Origin of the sequence: Photobacterium sp. SKA34 (assembly GCF_000153325.1) — a bacterium.
Taxonomy (GTDB): domain Bacteria; phylum Pseudomonadota; class Gammaproteobacteria; order Enterobacterales; family Vibrionaceae; genus Photobacterium.
This window is the reverse complement of sequence record NZ_CH724144.1, coordinates 264,300-283,498: the sequence shown is the minus strand read 5'-3', so window position 1 is coordinate 283,498 and position 19,199 is coordinate 264,300. Positions and strand designations below refer to the sequence as shown.

At 40.8% G+C, this 19,199-nt stretch carries 13 protein-coding genes and 2 pseudogenes; 9 read left to right on the top strand and 6 right to left on the bottom strand.

The window, feature by feature from the left end:
* Positions 1 to 32 precede the first annotated feature (32 nt).
* The gene (gene pgm, locus SKA34_RS17615; protein ID WP_006646873.1) at positions 33 to 1,679 is read right to left on the bottom strand and encodes a phosphoglucomutase (alpha-D-glucose-1,6-bisphosphate-dependent); all 1,647 of its coding nucleotides are present in this window, start codon (positions 1,677 to 1,679) and stop codon (positions 33 to 35) included.
* A gap of 37 nt (positions 1,680 to 1,716) precedes the next feature.
* Positions 1,717 to 2,262, bottom strand: a complete 546-nt coding sequence (seqA, locus tag SKA34_RS17610) for a replication initiation negative regulator SeqA (protein ID WP_006646872.1) — start codon at positions 2,260 to 2,262, stop codon at positions 1,717 to 1,719.
* A gap of 104 nt (positions 2,263 to 2,366) precedes the next feature.
* Between seqA and SKA34_RS17605 the strand changes: the two are divergent.
* The 3 genes and pseudogenes from SKA34_RS17605 (at position 2,367) to fldA (ending at position 4,240) form a co-directional block, all read left to right on the top strand.
* A pseudogene (locus tag SKA34_RS17605) lies at positions 2,367 to 3,130 on the top strand (alpha/beta fold hydrolase).
* A gap of 172 nt (positions 3,131 to 3,302) precedes the next feature.
* Positions 3,303 to 3,501 (top strand): annotated as a pseudogene (locus tag SKA34_RS23075) (DUF2788 domain-containing protein).
* Between the two features lie 211 nt (positions 3,502 to 3,712).
* On the top strand, positions 3,713 to 4,240 hold the full coding sequence (gene fldA, locus SKA34_RS17600; RefSeq protein WP_006646869.1) for a flavodoxin FldA: 528 nt from the start codon (positions 3,713 to 3,715) through the stop codon (positions 4,238 to 4,240).
* Between the two features lie 71 nt (positions 4,241 to 4,311).
* Here the strand turns inward: fldA and SKA34_RS17595 are convergent, their stop codons facing one another.
* Positions 4,312 to 4,797 carry a DUF4442 domain-containing protein gene (locus SKA34_RS17595; RefSeq protein ID WP_006646868.1) on the bottom strand — a complete coding sequence of 162 codons (486 nt, stop codon included), beginning with the start codon at positions 4,795 to 4,797 and terminating at the stop codon, positions 4,312 to 4,314.
* 191 nt (positions 4,798 to 4,988) lie between these two features.
* Here SKA34_RS17595 and fur point away from each other — a divergent pair, with 191 nt between their 5' ends.
* Positions 4,989 to 5,435 carry a ferric iron uptake transcriptional regulator gene (gene fur, locus SKA34_RS17590; protein ID WP_006646867.1) on the top strand — a complete coding sequence of 149 codons (447 nt, stop codon included), beginning with the start codon at positions 4,989 to 4,991 and terminating at the stop codon, positions 5,433 to 5,435.
* A 331-nt stretch (positions 5,436 to 5,766) separates the two neighbouring features.
* On the opposite strand, the gene glnS is transcribed toward fur, so the two are convergent.
* From glnS to nagE, 3 genes are all read right to left on the bottom strand, one after another.
* Positions 5,767 to 7,431, bottom strand: coding sequence for a glutamine--tRNA ligase (gene glnS / locus SKA34_RS17585; RefSeq protein ID WP_006646866.1), 1,665 nt, complete (start codon positions 7,429 to 7,431; stop codon positions 5,767 to 5,769).
* A 284-nt stretch (positions 7,432 to 7,715) separates the two neighbouring features.
* Positions 7,716 to 10,379, bottom strand: coding sequence for a beta-N-acetylhexosaminidase (locus tag SKA34_RS17580; protein WP_006646864.1), 2,664 nt, complete (start codon positions 10,377 to 10,379; stop codon positions 7,716 to 7,718).
* 170 nt (positions 10,380 to 10,549) lie between these two features.
* Positions 10,550 to 12,040, bottom strand: coding sequence for an N-acetylglucosamine-specific PTS transporter subunit IIBC (gene nagE, locus SKA34_RS17575; RefSeq protein WP_006646863.1), 1,491 nt, complete (start codon positions 12,038 to 12,040; stop codon positions 10,550 to 10,552).
* A 256-nt stretch (positions 12,041 to 12,296) separates the two neighbouring features.
* Here nagE and nagB point away from each other — a divergent pair, with 256 nt between their 5' ends.
* The 5 genes from nagB to asnB all read left to right on the top strand — a co-directional run bounded on the left by nagB (position 12,297) and on the right by asnB (position 19,168).
* Entirely contained in the window at positions 12,297 to 13,097 is an 801-nt protein-coding gene (nagB, locus tag SKA34_RS17570; RefSeq protein WP_006646862.1) for a glucosamine-6-phosphate deaminase, read from the top strand.
* 18 nt (positions 13,098 to 13,115) lie between these two features.
* Positions 13,116 to 14,252, top strand: coding sequence for an N-acetylglucosamine-6-phosphate deacetylase (gene nagA, locus SKA34_RS17565; RefSeq protein ID WP_006646861.1), 1,137 nt, complete (start codon positions 13,116 to 13,118; stop codon positions 14,250 to 14,252).
* Positions 14,253 to 14,254: 2 nt separating this feature from the next.
* Positions 14,255 to 15,469, top strand: a complete 1,215-nt coding sequence (locus SKA34_RS17560) for an ROK family protein (RefSeq protein WP_006646860.1) — start codon at positions 14,255 to 14,257, stop codon at positions 15,467 to 15,469.
* Positions 15,470 to 15,585: 116 nt separating this feature from the next.
* Positions 15,586 to 17,178: a cation:proton antiporter family protein gene (locus SKA34_RS17555; RefSeq protein ID WP_039860807.1), complete on the top strand. Its 1,593-nt coding sequence runs from the start codon at positions 15,586 to 15,588 to the stop codon at positions 17,176 to 17,178.
* Between the two features lie 319 nt (positions 17,179 to 17,497).
* Entirely contained in the window at positions 17,498 to 19,168 is a 1,671-nt protein-coding gene (asnB, locus tag SKA34_RS17550) for an asparagine synthase B (protein ID WP_006646858.1), read from the top strand.
* The last annotated feature ends 31 nt before the right edge of the window (positions 19,169 to 19,199 follow it).

The following is a 19,199-nucleotide window of genomic DNA, read 5'->3' as shown; positions in this document are numbered from 1 at the left end:
ATTGTGGGCGTTTTCTTTATGCATATAGCAGATTATAAACCAGCATCAGCAAACACTTTACCGACAATTTCCTGTGCTTCTTGCTCAATAAGCGCTAGATGTTCTTTGCCCTTAAAGCTTTCACAATAGATCTTGTAAATATCTTCTGTACCTGACGGACGAGCAGCAAACCAACCATTTTCAGTCGTCACTTTTAAACCACCAATCGCAGCACCATTACCTGGCGCATGAGTTAGGCGTGCAGTAATTGGCTCACCAGCTAGTGTTTCAGCTGAAACCATTTTAGGAGAAAGCTTACTTAATACCGCTTTCTGCTCTTTATTCGCGGCAGCTTGCAAACGAGAGTATTCTGAACGTCCAAATTTATCGGCTAATTCATCGTAATATTGTTGTGGTGTTTTACCGGTAACAGCTGTAATTTCAGCAGCTAAAAGGCACAGTAAAATACCATCTTTGTCTGTTGACCAAGGTGTACCGTCTTTACGTAAGAAAGACGCGCCCGCACTTTCTTCACCGCCAAAGCCTAACTTACCGCTAAATAAGCCATCAACAAACCATTTAAAACCTACTGGTACTTCAACGAGATCACGACCTAATGCCGCGACAACACGATCAATCAGCGCACTAGATACTAACGTTTTGCCCACTGCAACTTGCTTAGCCCAATCGTTACGATGACGAAATAAATAATCAATACAAACTGCAAGATAATGGTTAGGATTCATTAGACCAGCTGGTGTTACGATACCATGACGGTCGTAATCAGGGTCGTTACCGAACGCTAGATCGTAGTTATCTTTGTATGCAAGTAATCCTGCCATTGCGTATGGAGATGAACAATCCATACGAATCGCACCATCTTTATCTAGTGACATAAAACGAAATGCAGGATCAATGGAATCATTAACTAAGGTCAAATCTAACGCATAAAATGATGCAATTTGGCGCCAATATTCGATACCTGAACCACCAAGAGGATCAACCCCCAGTTTCAACTCTGATTTTTTAATTGCTTCCATGTCAATAACATTCACAAGATCAGCAACATATGGTGCGACTAAATCTTGTTCTACAATTAGCCCAGAAGCAAAAGCATGAGTAATTGATACACGCTTAACATCAACCAAACCATTAGCAATGATTTCATTAGCACGACATTCAATAGCCGTAGTTAATTCACTTTCTGCAGGCCCACCGTGAACAGGATTATATTTAATACCGCCATCTTGAGGTGGGTTATGCGATGGCGTGATAACAATACCATCAGCTTTATCATCATGAACTTTGTTATAACAAAGGATAGAATGAGAAATGCCAGGTGTCGGGGTATATCCCTTACCTTCTTGAATAACAACTTGAACATTATTAGCAACAAGTACTTCTAATGTTGAAGTAAAAGCAGGCTCTGATAATGCATGGGTATCTTTTCCTAAAAAAAGTGGTCCCGTCACTCCATTTTTAGCACGTACTTCAGCAATAGCTTGCGCAATGGCCCAAATATGATGCTGATTAAATGTGCCTTTATCTGCTGTTCCGCGATGACCAGAAGTACCAAATGCTACTTGCTGAGATGCATCTTGAGCACTAGGCTCTATAATAAAATAATTAGCGATAAGTGCTGGAATGTTATGCATATCTTCTTGCTGAGCTCGTTGCCCAGCACGAGGATGAATAGCCATAGTTTTATCCTTGTTATTTGACCTCAATACCTGACGATTAGATTTCGCCACATACCTTATCAATAATGTCTGAACCAAATCCCATCTTAGTCATCAGCTGGTCAATCATTTGACGCTTACGCTCAGTATTTGTATTTGTAATCACCCAGAATGGTGTTGATGGAATCGACTTAGGTTTCGTCGTTTTACCACTTGCTAGTAACGTTTCTTCGTCATGAGCAAAGTAAACGCGGGTACGACCTTTAATTGCAGCAGCTTCAGCAAAACCTTCTGCATCAATGCTATACAAAGAAGACAAGATCATCATAAAACGACCAATTGCTTTTTCTTGTGCTGCAAATTCATCAGAGATCAATACTGTTCGCATTTCTTTAACACGATCCATCGTTGGTGCATTGCCAGCATCTTTACTAACAACGATCCCTTTCGGACGAACAGGCATTACCACAGCTGGCTGCTGTTGTAGTTGCTCTTCAGGCACCATAAGCAAGCGACGCAAAATATCAGAAGCACTTTCACCAATATGTTGAGTTTGGCTAGCAATATAACGATATAGTTCTTCGTCTACTTCAATAGTCTTCATCGTATTATTCATTATCGTTCCGTTAAAAAATCTGGCTACGATTATAGCTTGATCCGAGGTTATACTCTACGGTAAATACCACAACTAATTAGAGAAAATAGTCAGTGAATCTTCATTATCAAGTTGAAGGCGATGGAAAAACGATCATTTTGATCCATGGCTTATTCGGCAGTGCTGCTAATCTGGGGCTTTTAGCCAGATCTTTGAAAGTAACTATAAAGTAATTAGCGTAGATCTTCGTAATCATGGGTTGTCGCCACACAGTGATCATTTCACCTATCAGGAAATGGCGCAAGATGTGCTTAATGTGATCAACCACTTAAATATTGATCAATTTTCGGTGATTGGTCACTCAATGGGTGGAAAAGTAGCCATGGCATTGGCTGCATTAGCACCAAATAACTTAGAATATTTGGTTGTACTGGATATGGCTCCACTTAGCTATCAAGCAAATCGGCATCAAAATGTGTTTAACGGCTTACAAGAAGTGAATAAACATACCATTACCAAACGCAGTGAAGCCGAACATTTTCTTGCTCAATATGTTGAAGACGCTGGTGTTAGGCAATTTTTACTTAAATCTCTCGCTAAACACGGTGAACATTATCAATGGCGATTTAATGTTGATGGGATTATTGCCAACTACAACACCATTATGGATTGGCAGCCTGCTGTAGAACCGTTCAAAGGCAAAACATTATTTATTAAAGGCCAAGAATCTGACTACATTGAGCCTAAATATCGCGATGAAATTATGCGTCAATTTCCTCAGGCCAAAGCACATATAGTGGCAAATACTGGGCATTGGCTCCATGCTGAAAAACCTGAAACGGTTACCCGTATCATCACAAACTTCCTTGATAAATAAATAATATGACTTATCTCGTTGTTAGCATGCTCACTAACAACGAGATATTGCATAGCCACAGTGTTAAATACCTTTTTTAACTATGCTATAGTCTCATTAAATTGATATGCCTAAGCGACTTTAAAAATCAAGTATCTTGAGGTTACTCGGGTATATATCAAAAGGATTTGTTATGCTTTATAAATACATGGGCTTAATTGAATCTATTGGGCCAATCTTATTTTTGCCTCTATTTTTTCTTTATAGTTATGGCAATAAAAATGTCTTAAAGGCAAGGTAATGTCCCTCCCTTTGGACAAAAAATTGTTTGGCTAGTCTTATTCCTTGGCTGTGCAGGATTGATAGCCAAAAGTATTATTCAACTAAGCTGAGAAGGTACTGGGATTTAATTATTAACGTTAATTGTGTAACTTATGATGATTATATCAACACCTAAACACTTGGTTCTTGCGGATAATGCTACCGTTTAGACGAAAAAACACACAAAACGTCAGTAAACAGTAATTATCATTGCACCGTTTCTACTGATTTCTGTAAACTGCGATACAGCAGTTAACTATTTATATACGGGTAATCTCTACTATGGCAAGCGTTGGACTCTTCTTTGGTAGCGACACAGGTAATACCGAAGCTGTCGCTAAAATGATTCAAAAGCAACTTGGTGACAAGCTAGTTGAAGTAAAAGATATCGCAAAAAGCAGCAAAGAAGATATCGACAATTTTGATCTATTGCTACTTGGTATTCCTACTTGGTACTACGGTGAACCACAGTGTGATTGGGATGACTTTTTCCCAGAGCTTGAGCAAGTTGATTTTTCAACTAAGCTTGTTGCTATATTCGGTTGTGGTGACCAAGAGGATTACGCAGAATATTTCTGTGATTCGATGGGCACAGTACGTGACATCGTTGAAGGTCGCGGTGCAACTGTTGTGGGTAATTTCTCAACAGAAGGCTTTGAGTTTGAAGCTTCAAAAGCGCTAGTTGATGACAACCACTTCGTCGGTTTATGTATTGATGAAGATCGCCAACCAGAGCTTACCGCACAGCGTGTTAAGCAATGGGTGGAGCAAATTTATGATGAAATGTGCTTAGCAGAACTTGCTGATTAATCACATTGAGAGCATCAAAAAACGCGCTTATCGAGCGCGTTTTTTATACGTGTTTTTAGTGATATTTCCACTCAAGATATCGCATTCGATTCCGTTCGATATTCTGGTTTTTTCCTTACATATAAGGTTCTCTCAACTTGAGAGACTAATTCCCCGCGGCCATTTAATACATTCACCGTAAAAGAGGGAAAATACTTATCTCCAGATTTTGTTACTTGCTTTATCTCTTCAATACACTGCTCTGAAATAACAAAATCAGCTGTTAAATCACTATCACCAGGTTGGATGAAATTGATATTTGCTTGCTTATCCCACACAAAATATTCCTGACCTAGTATTCCCATTAACATTAGAGAATAAACAGGATCTGTAAGTGAAAAAATACTTCCACCATACTGTGTACGGTTTGCATTCTTATTCCACCAGCGTAATTTCAACTTTATTCTAACAAACCGAAAATCATCACTGATCGTAACAATCTTGATGCCAGCTCCCCAGAAAGGTGGCCATAGATTAAGTGCAAACTTTACAATACTGGGTTTATAAACTTTGTACAATGTGAATACCTCATCTGGTACGATGAGTTTATATTTACATAAATTTTACATACATTCAAACACTAGAAATTATACATATCTCCTAGTTTCCTCTGCTTTTAAGGTTTATTGTTATCGTTGCGTCACTTATAATAGTTATAAATGAGAAAGACTACTGCAACACCTTTGCGGATAGCCAATAGGAAATTTTGATGTCAGATAATAATCATGCGCTAAAACAAGCAGGCTTAAAAGTTACTCTTCCACGCCTTAAAATTTTGGAAGTACTGCAAGAACCTGATTGCCAACATATCAGTGCTGAAGACTTGTACAAAAAACTTATCGATATTGGCGAAGAAATTGGCCTAGCTACAGTCTATCGCGTACTCAACCAATTTGATGATGCAGGCATTGTCACCCGACATCATTTTGAAGGCGGTAAATCTGTTTTCGAACTATCAACTCAACACCACCATGATCATCTAGTTTGTTTAGATTGTGGTAAAGTTATCGAGTTTTCAGATGACATCATCGAAGATCGTCAAAAACAAATTGCAGAAAGCTTTAATGTTCGCTTAACAAATCATAGCCTATACCTATACGGTCATTGCATAAACGGCAACTGCGCCGAAGATGAAACACTTCACGACCCAAAGTAATATTTTAAAAAAGCCAGTGTATCTCCACTGGCTTTTTTATTTACAATCAACTTTCAAAGTCATTAGCATATTTAACCTCACCTTCTCTGCTACTATCTTTTCTTAACGAGAATCCTCTCAGAATAGCTCTCCTTAAAGACCAATTAGCAAAGGTTATACAACCACAGTTTCTTTGACTCGACATGGGTAATCCGTTAGGAAGACTATTCTCAAATTAATACGAATATTCCTGACAACGTTACCAGTAAGTCATTCAGTCAATGTAATAATGTAAAAATAAAAAGCCGCATCAAAATGCGGCTTTTCTTAACTAAAATTAGTGGCAAAGTTATCAGTCACCAATTTTAGCCCAAGTATCACGAAGACCTACTGTACGGTTAAAGACTAAATGCTCAGGGCTTGAATCTTTGTTATCTGCACAGAAGTAACCCATACGCTCAAATTGGTAGGCTTTTTCCGCTTCAGCAGCACCCAATGATGGCTCTACGAAACCGTTAACAACCGTTAGAGAGTCAGGATTGATCACTGATACAAAATCATCTGCCGCACCAGGGTTTGGTACTGTAAATAGGCGATCGTATAAACGAATTTCTGCTGGAATACCGGCTTCTGCTGATACCCAGTGAATAACACCTTTTACTTTACGACCATCTGCTGGGTTCTTACCTAATGTATCTTTATCGTAAGAACAGAAGATTGTTGTGATATTACCTTCCGCATCCTTTTCGATACGATCAGCTTGAATCACATAAGCGCCACGTAGGCGAACTTCTTTACCTAACACTAAACGCTTGTATTTCTTATTCGCTTCTTCGCGGAAATCCTCACGCTCAATGTATAGCTCACGGCTAAATGGCACTTCACGCGAACCCATTTCTGGTTTATTCGGGTGATTAGCTACTGTCAGCATTTCTGTTTCACCATCAAAGTTTTCAATTACAACTTTAACAGGATCAAGGACAGCCATTGCACGTGATGCATTTTCATTTAGATCGTCACGAATACAAGATTCTAGTGAGCTGATCTCGATGGTGTTATCTTGTTTAGTCACACCAATACGCTTACAGAATTCACGCATAGATGCCGGTGTAAAGCCACGGCGACGTAAACCAGAAATAGTCGGCATACGTGGATCATCCCAACCATTAACCAATTTATCAGTCACAAGTTGGTTTAGCTTACGCTTAGACATCACAGTGTATTCAAGGTTTAGGCGGCTAAACTCATACTGATGCGGTGTACAATCGATAGTGATGTTTTCAAGAACCCAATCGTATAGACGACGGTTATCCATGAACTCAAGCGTACAAATAGAATGCGTAATGCCTTCTAGTGCATCAGAAATACAGTGTGTGAAGTCGTACATTGGGTAAATGCACCACTTATCACCCGTCTGGTGGTGAGTCGCAAAACGTACACGGTAGATCACAGGATCACGCATCACCATAAATGCTGATGCCATGTCGATCTTCGCACGAAGACACATTTTGCCTTCTTCAACTTCGCCATTCTTCATTTTTTCGAATAGAGCTAAGTTTTCTTCAACGCTACGATCGCGGTATGGGCTATGCTTACCTGGCTCAGTTAATGTGCCACGGTACTCACGCATCTGCTCTGGACTTAGCTCATCAACGTACGCTAAGCCTTTATTAATTAATTCAATTGCGAACCCGTATAGCTTATCGAAGTAGTTTGATGAATAACAAATCTCATCGCTCCACTCAAAGCCCAACCAGTTAACATCGTTCTTAATAGACTCAACGTATTCGATGTCTTCTTTTTCAGGGTTAGTATCATCAAAGCGAAGATTACATTGACCCTGATAGTCCTGAGCAATACCGAAGTTCAAACAAATAGATTTAGCATGGCCGATATGCAGGTAACCATTCGGCTCCGGCGGGAATCGGGTATGTACGCTTGTATGTTTGCCACTTGCTAAATCCGCATCAATGATTTGGCGGATAAAGTTAGTTGGACGAGCTTCAGATTCACTCATCAATTACACCTCGTGTGCTTACAGGATTGAGAACTGTATATGATCCATAAATATGGCTCATGACTCAACAAATAGTATGCATTGTTTGTCGATATGGATAAAAAAACCCCGTAATAACGGAGTTTGTATCCTGACACTATACATTAATGCCCTAATTAGGCGTATTAAAAACATGACCATTAATATGATTGCCATGATTTTTACCTAACTTAATGAAAAAAGCCGATGAAGGTTGCCCTCCATCGGCTGATATTTTAACAATTGAAGCGTGTTTACATCTTAACTTATAGTGATGTTACACGGCTGAAACGTTTACCGTCTGCACTTACAGCTCGGATTTCAACTTTACCCGTTACACTTGGTTGTGCTTTCGCATTATAAGTGTTCCACGTTTTGCCTTCGTCCGTTGAGTATTGTAGCGCTAAGCCAGGCATACTTACGTTCATTGCAAGTTTACCATTTTCAATTTTTGCTCCAGGTACTGGTACACGGTACTGAATACCTGCTGCATCAAGTTTAGCTAGTTCACGTTGACCAAGAACGTTAGCAAAACGCTCCCACTCGTAGTGAAGAGCTTTCTTATTCACAAGGTTTGAGTCTTGTGAGTATTCAACACCTGCTTGGTACTCATTTTCCCACTCACCTTTGTGCCATGCACGCTCAGCAGCTGCTAGTACGCGAGGGAATACCATGTATTCGTATTGATCATCGTTACCTACAGTTTCACTCCAAAGCTGCGCAGACAGACCGTGGAAGCCTTTCGATTCAACTGTACCTTTACTTGCAAAACCATTGCCATCACGATCGAGTGATGTTTCTGCGTTCTGAGGTAAGTTCTCTGGTGCAAAACCAAACATCTTACGAGTGTCAGTTGCACGTGTTGCCCAGTAGTAACCACGCTCTGATGGATCTACTTCATATGGCATGTCCATGTATACGTAATCTGGGTTTGATACAACAACATCGTAGCCTTTGTTAGCCCACTCGTATGCAGATGCACCACCGCCCCAGTATAGAACGTCCCAGAAGTTCACACGTACGTTCTCTGTTTCAAATGCTTTCGCATCTTTCGAGTACTTCAAGCCATCTTGCCATGCTTGGAAATTCTCAATCCCCTTGCCATTCACCACTGTACTTACACGCTCAGCAAAGTAGCTTGGTAGGCGATCGTAATCACTTACCACACCTTCTGCGATCAATTTCTGACACATTGGTGATTTTTGGTATGGCTTATCTTGCTTAGATTGATCAATAGAACCCGTCCAAGCTGTTGGCTCTGCAGCGTTAATATCTTGGAAGCCCGCATTCAACTTAATGTTCTTCGCTTCATCACCACCGAAGTGCCATGTATTTAGCGGCATACCCGCGTCTTTGTGCATTGCTTGAATTTCAGTAATGACTTTATCAACAAACTTTGCAGACGAATCCATACATGGGTTAATGAAACTACGCTTATCGTAGAACTGTACTGTCGTTACGTTTGACGTATCTTGTGGATCCATCAAGCGATATTCATTCGCTTCATCCACCTTGCCTTCAGCCGCTAGACGCTTGTAACGCGCTTCCATTGCTACTACCGCTGCACGTGCGTGAGCTGGCATGTCAATTTCAGGGATCACTTCGATACCACGTGCTTTCGCATATTTTAGAATATCTAAGTAATCTTGCTTGCTGTAGAAACCTGAACCATCGTTCTCAGATGTTGGGCCTGAACCTAACTGAGGCAACAAACATGATGTTTCTGATAAATCATGACAACGCTTACCACCGATTTCTGTCAATTCTGGAAGACCCGGAATTTCGATACGCCAGCCTTCATCATCTGACAGGTGGAAGTGGAATTTATTCATCTTGTACGCTGCCATTTGATCTAGCGTACGTAGGATCGCTTCTTTAGAGTGGAAGTTACGACCCACATCAACCATTACACCACGATAATCAAAACGTGGCGCATCCAAGACATTTAATGTTGGAATGCTGTTATCTGCTCCGGTAGACATCAGTGAGATCAGAGACTGCATACCGTAGAAAGCACCTTGGTTATCAAAACCAGTAACGGTTGCGCCTTTCTTAGTTACGTCTAGCTTATAAGCACCAACAATTTGCTGATCCTTCTTAAATAAGCCCGGTAAAATTGTCAATTTTACTGGGTATTCACCCTGCGCGTTCACTCCAAGCTGTGCTAAACGAGCATCTACTGCTGTCATCATATCTGCAGGTAATGTGAAGTTTTCAATTTTAATACCGTTAGCTAGAGAAACAGTATTGCCAGTTAATTTAGTACTTAGCGGTGTAGGTAAAATAGTGCCAGCCACTTCTTCAGAAGCCACTACGTTTACATCGCTGTTTTTCTCAAAACGTGTTTCTGCTGTCGCTAATACGTTGTTATCCGCTTTAACACGCTTAAATTGATCGCCTTTTAATGGCATTAAATAATCTGCAGGGTTAACTGTATCTGTGCTAACAATTGTTTTTGCTTCTGTATTACCTGCTGTTACGTATGCACGAGGCATGTAATCATTTTCAAATAAAGTCCAATATTCACCGATGTAAGGGATAACAACCTTTTCACCTTCAGCAAAACCATCAAACTTATCTGTTGGCTCTAGGGTGTGTAGATCACCTGTTACGTGAGTAACTTTGAATTGTTCATTCTGCACTTCTAGGATTTGACGAATACTGCTGAAGTAAATTTTCCAGTCTTTATTCGTCACCGCTGGGCCTTTATTTTCCAGCGTTAAATTAATCAAATCACATGATGCCCATTCCGCACCCAGAGTTTTACATGGCAAGCCTTCTTCTGCGCCATGCTGAATAGCGACTTCGTAGTTAAGGTCTAGGTTTGACGCTAGGTTATTAACTACAGTTTGATCATTATTTCCCTGAGTTGCACAACCAGTAACCGCTAGTGTAATAAAAGATGCTAACGCAGTAAGTTTAATAGTCATGATATATTCCTTTCTCCCGATATCTCTTCAAAAAAGTGAAGAGAAAATCAATACGAGCCCAAACGTTGGGTACTCAAAATGCCGGCCCTATCATTCCATGTTTGAAAATAATAAGGCCGGTTTTATTAAAGGTCTTGCGGTATTACTTAATTACTCAAGAATTCAGGTAATTATGGAAGTTTTACAGAAGATAGATCTTCTGACGCTGGGATTTTCTTCATTTCGCCAGCAACGATTTCAGCTAGTGGGCCGAGAATAACCTGAAGGTTATTTGAACCTAGCTTAACTACACCCATAGCACCTAGCGCTTTTAACGTTTTCTCGTTAGCAAGGCTGCTGTCTTTTAACGTTAGACGTAGGCGTGTAATACAAGCATCGATGTTCTCTAGGTTACCGTGACCACCCAGTGCTTTTAAGTACTGCTTAGCTAGCTCGCCAGTTTCTGCAGAACCTGCAACTGATGAAGTCTCTTCGTCGTCGTCTTCACGGCCAGGCGTTTTAAGGTTGAACTTAACAATCGCGAAACGGAAGATAAAGTAGTAGATGAAGAAGAATGCAATACCTTGAACAATCAGCATGTACCACTGAACAGCTAGTGGGTTGCGTGATGACAAGAACATATCAACTAGACCAGCAGAGAAACCGAAACCTGCAATCCACTGCATTGATGCAGCGATGTATACAGATAGACCCGCTAGTGCTGCGTGAATTACGTATAATACAGGTGCAAGGAACATAAATGAAAATTCTAGCGGCTCAGTAACACCTGTGAAGAATGATGCAAAACCAGCAGCGATTAGTAGTGATGCTACACGCTCTTTGTTCTTCGCTTTCGCAGTGTGGTACATCGCAAGTGCCGCACCTGGTAGACCAAACATCATGATTGGGAAGAAACCAGCTTGGTACATACCAGTTACACCTGGAGTTGCTGTACCTTCAGCGATAGATTTCGCGCCACCTAAGAAGTTAGGAATATCGTTAATACCTGCTACGTCAAACCAGAATACTGAGTTTAGTGCGTGGTGAAGACCTACAGGAATCAAAAGACGGTTGAAGAATGCGTAGATACCCGCACCTACAGACCCCATACCTTGAATGCTTTCACCAAAATGTACTAGACCGTTGTAAATTGTTGGCCAAACAAACATCAAGATACCCGCAATAACAATACCAGCAACAGATGTTAAGATTGGTACCAAACGCTTGCCACTAAAGAAAGCTAATGCTTTATGTAGTTCTACGCTTGAGAAACGGTTGTACAACTCAGCTGACACGATACCGACTAAGATACCTACGAATTGGTTATTGATTTTACCAAATGCAGCTGGTACTGCGCTTGGGTCAATACCTTGGATTTGCGCGACTGCACCTGGTGCAAGAAGCGTTGTTACCACAAGGAAACCAACAAAACCTGATAGTGCTGCTGCACCATCTTTATCTTTAGACATACCGTATGCAACACCAACTGCAAACAGTACAGACATGTTATCAATAATTGCCGCGCCTGCCTTGATCAAGAAAGCAGCTAATGCAGAATTTGCCCCCCAGCCAGTCGGATCAATCCAGTAACCGATACCCATTAAGATTGCCGCTGCAGGAAGTACTGCAACTGGCACCATTAATGCCTTACCTACTTTTTGAAAATATCCAAGAATATTCACCCTTAGTTCCCCCTATGGTTTTCTTAGATGTAATTAAATAACTGTTTTAAGCTATCCGTATTAAGTTACTCGCAGTTTAAGAAATTAATTTCGCCCCGCAAATTAAAAGCTCACCATTTGTGATCTCAATCACCGACGGGGGTTAGAAGTGAGTGATTTTGCTAGCTCGATCATAAAACTTATTTTATCATTCGAAACAAAGGCGCTATGTCGCTAAGATTTTTCCTGTTTTAACTTTCTTCAACGAGGTATCAACGTGAGACTAATCCCGCTAAATAACGCTAAAGATGTTGGTTTATGGTCAGCTCGCTACATCGCAGATCGTATCAATAAATTCGAACCATCAGCTGAGCGTCCATTTGTATTGGGTCTACCTACTGGTGGCACGCCACTTGCAACTTACAAACGTCTTATCGAGCTATACCAAGCTGGTGAAGTAAGCTTCAAACATGTGGTTACTTTCAACATGGATGAGTATGTTGGCATGGCTTCTGATCACCCAGAATCATACCGTAACTTCATGTACAACAACTTCTTTAACCACGTTGATATTCAAGAAGAAAACATCAACCTTCTTGATGGTAACGCAGCAGATCACGCTGCTGAATGTCAGCGTTACGAAGAGAAGATCAAATCTTACGGTAAAATCAACCTATTCATGGGTGGTGTAGGCAACGACGGTCACATTGCTTTCAATGAGCCAGCATCATCATTAGCATCTCGTACACGTATCAAGACGCTAACCCAAGAAACGCGTATTGCTAACTCTCGTTTCTTTGATGGCGACATCAGCCAAGTACCTAAATACTCACTAACTATCGGTGTGGGTACATTACTAGATTCTGAAGAAGTAATGATCCTTATCACTGGCCACAACAAAGCACAGGCACTACAAGCTGCGGTTGAAGGCAGTGTTAATCACCTATGGACTGTATCTGCACTCCAGCTACACCCTAAATCAATGATTGTTTGTGATGAGCCATCAACTCAAGAGCTAAAAGTGAAGACAGTTAAGTACTTCCAAGAGCTTGAAGCGGAAAATATTAACCACCTTTAATCCTATTAAGGAATATTCATGTACGCGCTTACCAACTGTAATATTTTTACCGGTAGCGAAGTGCTGAATAACCACGCCGTCATTATTGACGGCGTGAACATTCATGCAATCTGCCCGATTAATCATTTACTCGATGGCATCGACACTATCGATCTTCATGGTACAAACCTTTCCCCTGGCTTTATTGATTTACAATTAAATGGTTGTGGTGGGGTGATGTTCAATAATGAAACCACCGCAGAAGCCATTGATACTATGCACCAAGCCAACCTAAAATCAGGTTGTACTAGTTTTCTCCCTACACTTATCACCTCTCCTGACGAAGACATGAAACGTGCAGTTTCAGCTATTCGTGATTATCAAGAAAAATACCACAATCAAGCATTAGGCCTACACCTAGAAGGCCCTTACATTAATGTTGTAAAGAAAGGGGTTCACCGACCAGATTTCATTCGTCCAGCTAGTAACGAGATGATTACTTTCTTATGTGAAAACGCAGATGTTATAACTAAAGTCACTCTCGCTCCTGAACTGAATTCACCTGAACATATTCAGAAACTGATTGATTCAGGTATTGTGGTCTCAGCGGGACACAGTAATGCAACATACGAGGAAGCAAGACAAGGCTTTGATCTCGGTATTAGTTTTACTACGCATTTATTCAATGCGATGAGTCCAGTAGAAGGTCGTTCGCCAGGTCTAGTTGGTGCTATTTACGATAGCAGTGAAATCTATACAGGCGTTATTGCTGATGGTTACCATGTTGACTATGCAAATATTCGCATGGCTCATAAAATGAAGAATACGCGTTTAGTTTTAGTGACCGATGCCACAGCTCCAGCAGGTGCAAACATCGATAGCTTTCTTTTTACTGGGACAAAGGTATATTACCGAGACGGCATGTGTGTAACTGAAGAAGGCACACTTGGTGGTTCTGCACTGACGATGATTGAAGCGATTCAAAACAGTGTTGAACATGTAGGTATCGCCTTGGACGAAGCGATTCGTATGGCCACTCTTTATCCTGCTCGCGCTATTGGTGTAGACAAGAAACTTGGGGCTATTAGAAAAGGCATGGTAGCAAATCTTACTGTGTTTGATCGCGATTATAATGTTCAGGCGACAGTTGTTAATGGTGAATACAAACAGAGCTAATTATGACAGGCGGACAAATTGGTAATGTTGATCTTGTAAAACAGCTAAACAGTGCAGCTGTTTATCGCTTGATTGACCAGCAGGGCCCTATCTCACGTATTCAGGTGGCTGATGTTAGTCAGCTTGCTCCTGCCAGTGTTACTAAAATAACCCGCCAACTACTTGAGCGTGGCCTAATAAAAGAGGTCGCGCAACAAGCGTCAACCGGCGGTAGACGGGCAATATCGCTGACAACTGAATCAGCAGCATTTCATTCTATTGCGGTGCGTATTGGTCGGAATTATATTGAAATAACCCTTTATGATTTAAGTGGTAACCATATAACTGGAACCGCACACCCATTTTCTTATACCAGCCAACAAGCCTTAGTTGACGGCTTACTTGAGCATATCCAAAACTTTATCAATAATAACCAAAATGTAATGAAAGAACTGGTTGCATTTGGTATTACGCTCCCCGGCTTAGTTAACCCTGAGCATGGTATTGTGGAATATATGCCACATATTGATATTAATGACTTTCCATTAGCTGACATTATTAAAAAGCAATTCGGTGTTATTTGTTTTGTCGGTAATGATATTCGAGGCTTAGCTTTAGCTGAACATTACTTCGGTGCAAGTCGCGACTGTAAAGACTCAATTTTAGTCAGTGTTCACAACGGTACAGGTGCAGGTATTATTGTTAATGGTCAAGTATTCTTGGGCTTTAACCGTAACGTTGGCGAGATTGGCCATATTCAAATCGATCCTTTAGGCGATAAATGCCAATGCGGTAATTTTGGTTGCTTAGAAACAGTAGCGGCCGATCCCGCTATAGTTAAACATGTTCAACAGTTGCTCAATCAAGGCTATCCAAGCTCACTACAAGAGTTAGAAGATCTCACCATGCCAGCTATTTGCGATGCGGCAATTAAGGGGGACGAACTGGCAACTCAAGCACTGATCAGAGTGGGTAATCAGCTCGGTAAAGCCTTAGCAATGACAATCAACTTGTTTAATCCACAGAAAATCATTCTGGCGGGCAATATTACTCAAGCACAAGACATTGTTTTTCCTGCAATCCGTCGTTGTGTTGAAACACAATCACTCTCAAGATTTCATCATGGCTTACCGATTGTTGCATCTGAACTTTATAACCAGCCAACTATAGGTGCATTTTCCATGATCAAACGCGCCATGTTAAACGGTGTATTATTACAGCTCCTTCTAGAAGACTAATCACAACACCACATTAATTCAGAACAAAGGGGCGTATTAAACTAATACGCCCCTAATTTGATCCGGCTTAATGTTATTTATCCAGACTGTTATCTTGCAAGGATGTTGTACAAGATATGGAATTTATCTACATACTTACCGCTTTTGTCATTGGTTTTATTACCCTAAGGTGCAAACTCCCCCCTCTTGTGGGTTTCCTTATTGCAGGCTTTGCTCTCAAAAGTTTTGGCTTTACTTCTACACCTACATTAGAAACCTTAGCTAACTTAGGGGTGACGCTGCTTCTTTTTACCATTGGTTTAAAGCTGGATGTGAAATCCTTACTTAAAAAAGAAGTTTGGGGTGGCGCTACTTTACATAACCTCTTATCAACAGCCTTATTTACCCTCTGTTTATTGGTATTAAAACAGCTTGGTTTAACCATGTTCAGCGACATGGCGTTAAGCCAACTTATCCTCATCGGATTTGCCCTTTCTTTTTCAAGTACAGTATTTGCCATTAAGCTGTTACAAGAAAAAGGCGAGTTAAATGCAAAGTATGGTACCGTCTCTATCGGTATTCTGGTTATGCAAGATATCTTCGCCGTTATATTCTTGACTATCTCAAGTGGAAAAATGCCAGAAGTGTATGCGCTTGGGCTTTTCGCTCTGCCGTTATTACGCCCTATCCTATATAAGATCTTAGACAAAGCAGGTCACGGTGAAGTACTAGTACTCTATGCCATTACTCTTGCGCTAGTGCTCGGTGCTGGGTTATTTAAACTGGTTGGTATGAAGCCTGATTTGGGAGCGCTATTGATCGGGATGCTAATGGCAGGACACAGTAAGTCTTCCGAAATGGCAAAATCACTTTTTAACTTTAAAGAGTTGCTACTTGTTTGCTTTTTCTTAAATATTGGCTTGTCAGAAACCCCAACTCTTAATGGGTTGCTGATGGCATTTGTTTTACTACTCTTATTACCGCTTAAAGGTATGTTGTATTACGGCATATTCCATTTATGTCGTTACCGTGTCCGTACCTCAATGCTCGCGACGTTAACACTATTCAATTACAGCGAGTTTGGTTTGATTGTCGGTGGTGTGGCTTATAAGCTCGGATTATTACCGGGTACTTTTTTAGTGGCTATCGCCATTGCTGTCTCTTTTTCATTTTTGCTCGCAGCCCCTCTCAATAGCATGAGCCATAAACTTTATACTGAAGCATCAAAATGGCTAAAAGAATTTGAACCAGAAAAACTCAACGCCGATGACAAACTGATCGATCTCGGGCAATCAAAAGTGTTGATTCTTGGTATGGGTCGAATAGGCACTGGTGCATATGATGAGTTACAAGCGCGTTACGGCAAGCAAATCATCGGCGTTGAATCCCGAGAGGAATCCGCCGAGCAACAACGTAAAGAAGGACGCAATGTTATTCAGGGCGATGCGACTGACCCTGATTTTTGGGCGCGGGTGATAAGTAAAGAACGCATAACGCTTATTTTATTAGCAATGCCTCATAGTCAGGCGAATGTTTATGCCTTAGAGCAAATTAAAACCCGTCATTTCCAAGGTAAAATTGCGGCAATCGCTCAGTACAATGATGATGAAGAGTTATTGTATGAACAAGGTATTGATGCTGTATTCAACATCTTCAATGAGGCAGGCAGTGGTTTTGCTCGTAATGTATGTGATCATTTAAAGCCTGACATAACAGCAATCAAATCATAACCCTATAAGAACGCCCTCTTATTTCGCATCAAAAAACAAACAGTGGTAACAACACTGTTTATTTTTTTTAAATAAAAAGCCACACACAATAGATTTAATTCAGTAAAAGGTAATTTAACTGAATAATATTCACCTTATCCGTTTTATTTTAATGGGTTGAAGATTTTTTATTGCAATTTACTTCAGAATACGCAATTTTAACAATCAAAGAGAGGCACACAGAAAAAGAAATATTTGTTTTCATTATAAAAACCTTTTGGTTACATCCGTGTTTCTAAGATTTATGGATATAAAAAGATAACGTTGGAGTGGTATTACTATGTGTTCTGTATTTGGGATCCTAGACATTAAGAGCGACGCAGCAGCATTGCGTCCTATTGCATTAGAAATGTCGAAAAAGCTTCGTCACCGTGGCCCAGACTGGTCAGGTATTTATGCATCAGAACATGCCATTCTTGCGCATGAACGCCTTGCGATTGTGGGTCTAAACAGTGGTGCTCAACCCATTTATAGCCCAGATAAAAAGTTAATCCTTGCTGTTAACGGTGAAATCTACAACCACAAAGAAATCCGTGCTCGCTATGAAGGCAAATACGATTTCCAAACAGATTCAGACTGTGAAGTTATTCTTGCGCTATACCAAGATATGGGCGAAGAGTTACTTGAAGAACTTAACGGTATTTTCGCTTTTGTTCTTTATGATGAAGAAAAAGACACCTACCTTGTTGGTCGTGACCACATTGGTATTATTCCGCTATACCAAGGCTCTGATGAAAACGGCAACTACTATGTTGCATCAGAAATGAAAGCGCTGGTGCCTGTGTGTAAAACAGTGAGCGAATTCCCTCCAGGTTCTTACTACGGTAGTGCTGATGCAGAGCCACAGCGTTATTATAACCGTGATTGGAATGAGTACGCAGCCGTACAAGGTAACTCAACCAGCAAAGAAGAATTAACTGAAGCACTAGAAGCCGCTATTAAACGTCAGTTAATGACAGATGTACCTTATGGTGTCTTACTGTCTGGTGGTTTAGACTCGTCAATTACATCAGCAGTGGCAAAACGCTTTGCTGCAATGCGTATTGAAGATAATGACCAATCTGAAGCATGGTGGCCACAACTTCACTCTTTTGCCGTGGGTCTTGAAGGCGCGCCTGATTTAAAAGCTGCTCGTGAAGTTGCTGATAAAATTGGTACCGTTCACCATGAAATGACATACACCATTCAAGAAGGCCTTGATGCAATCCGTGATGTGATTTATCACATTGAAACTTACGATGTGACAACTATTCGCGCTTCAACACCAATGTTCTTAATGGGACGTAAAATCAAAGCGATGGGTATCAAAATGGTACTGTCAGGTGAAGGGGCTGATGAGATCTTTGGTGGTTACTTATACTTCCACAAAGCACCAAACGCGAAAGAATTCCATGAAGAAACCGTGCGTAAATTGCTTGCTCTAAACATGTTTGACTGTGCTCGTGCGAACAAATCGCTAGCAGCATGGGGGGTTGAAGGTCGAGTACCATTCCTAGATAAAGAATTTATCGATGTGGCAATGCGTCTAAACCCTGAAGACAAAATGTGTGGTAACGGTAAGATGGAAAAACATATCTTACGTGAGTGTTTTGAACACTACCTACCTGAATCTATTGCATGGCGTCAAAAAGAGCAGTTCTCTGATGGTGTAGGCTACAACTGGATTGATACACTAAAAGAAGTGGCAGAAGAGAAAGTGACGGATCAGCAATTAGAAACTGCGGCTTACCGCTTCCCTTACAACACACCAACAACCAAAGAAGCTTACGCATACCGTGAGATTTTTGAAGAGCTATTCCCACTAGAAAGCGCAGCAAAATGTGTTCCTGGTGGCCCATCTATTGCTTGTTCAAGCGCAAAAGCGATTGAATGGGATGAAAGCTTTAAGAATGCAGCGGATCCATCAGGTCGTGCTATTGCGGCAGTACATAACGAAGCTTATAAAAAGTAATTTTGATCTAAACTGCAGATAATAAAAAACC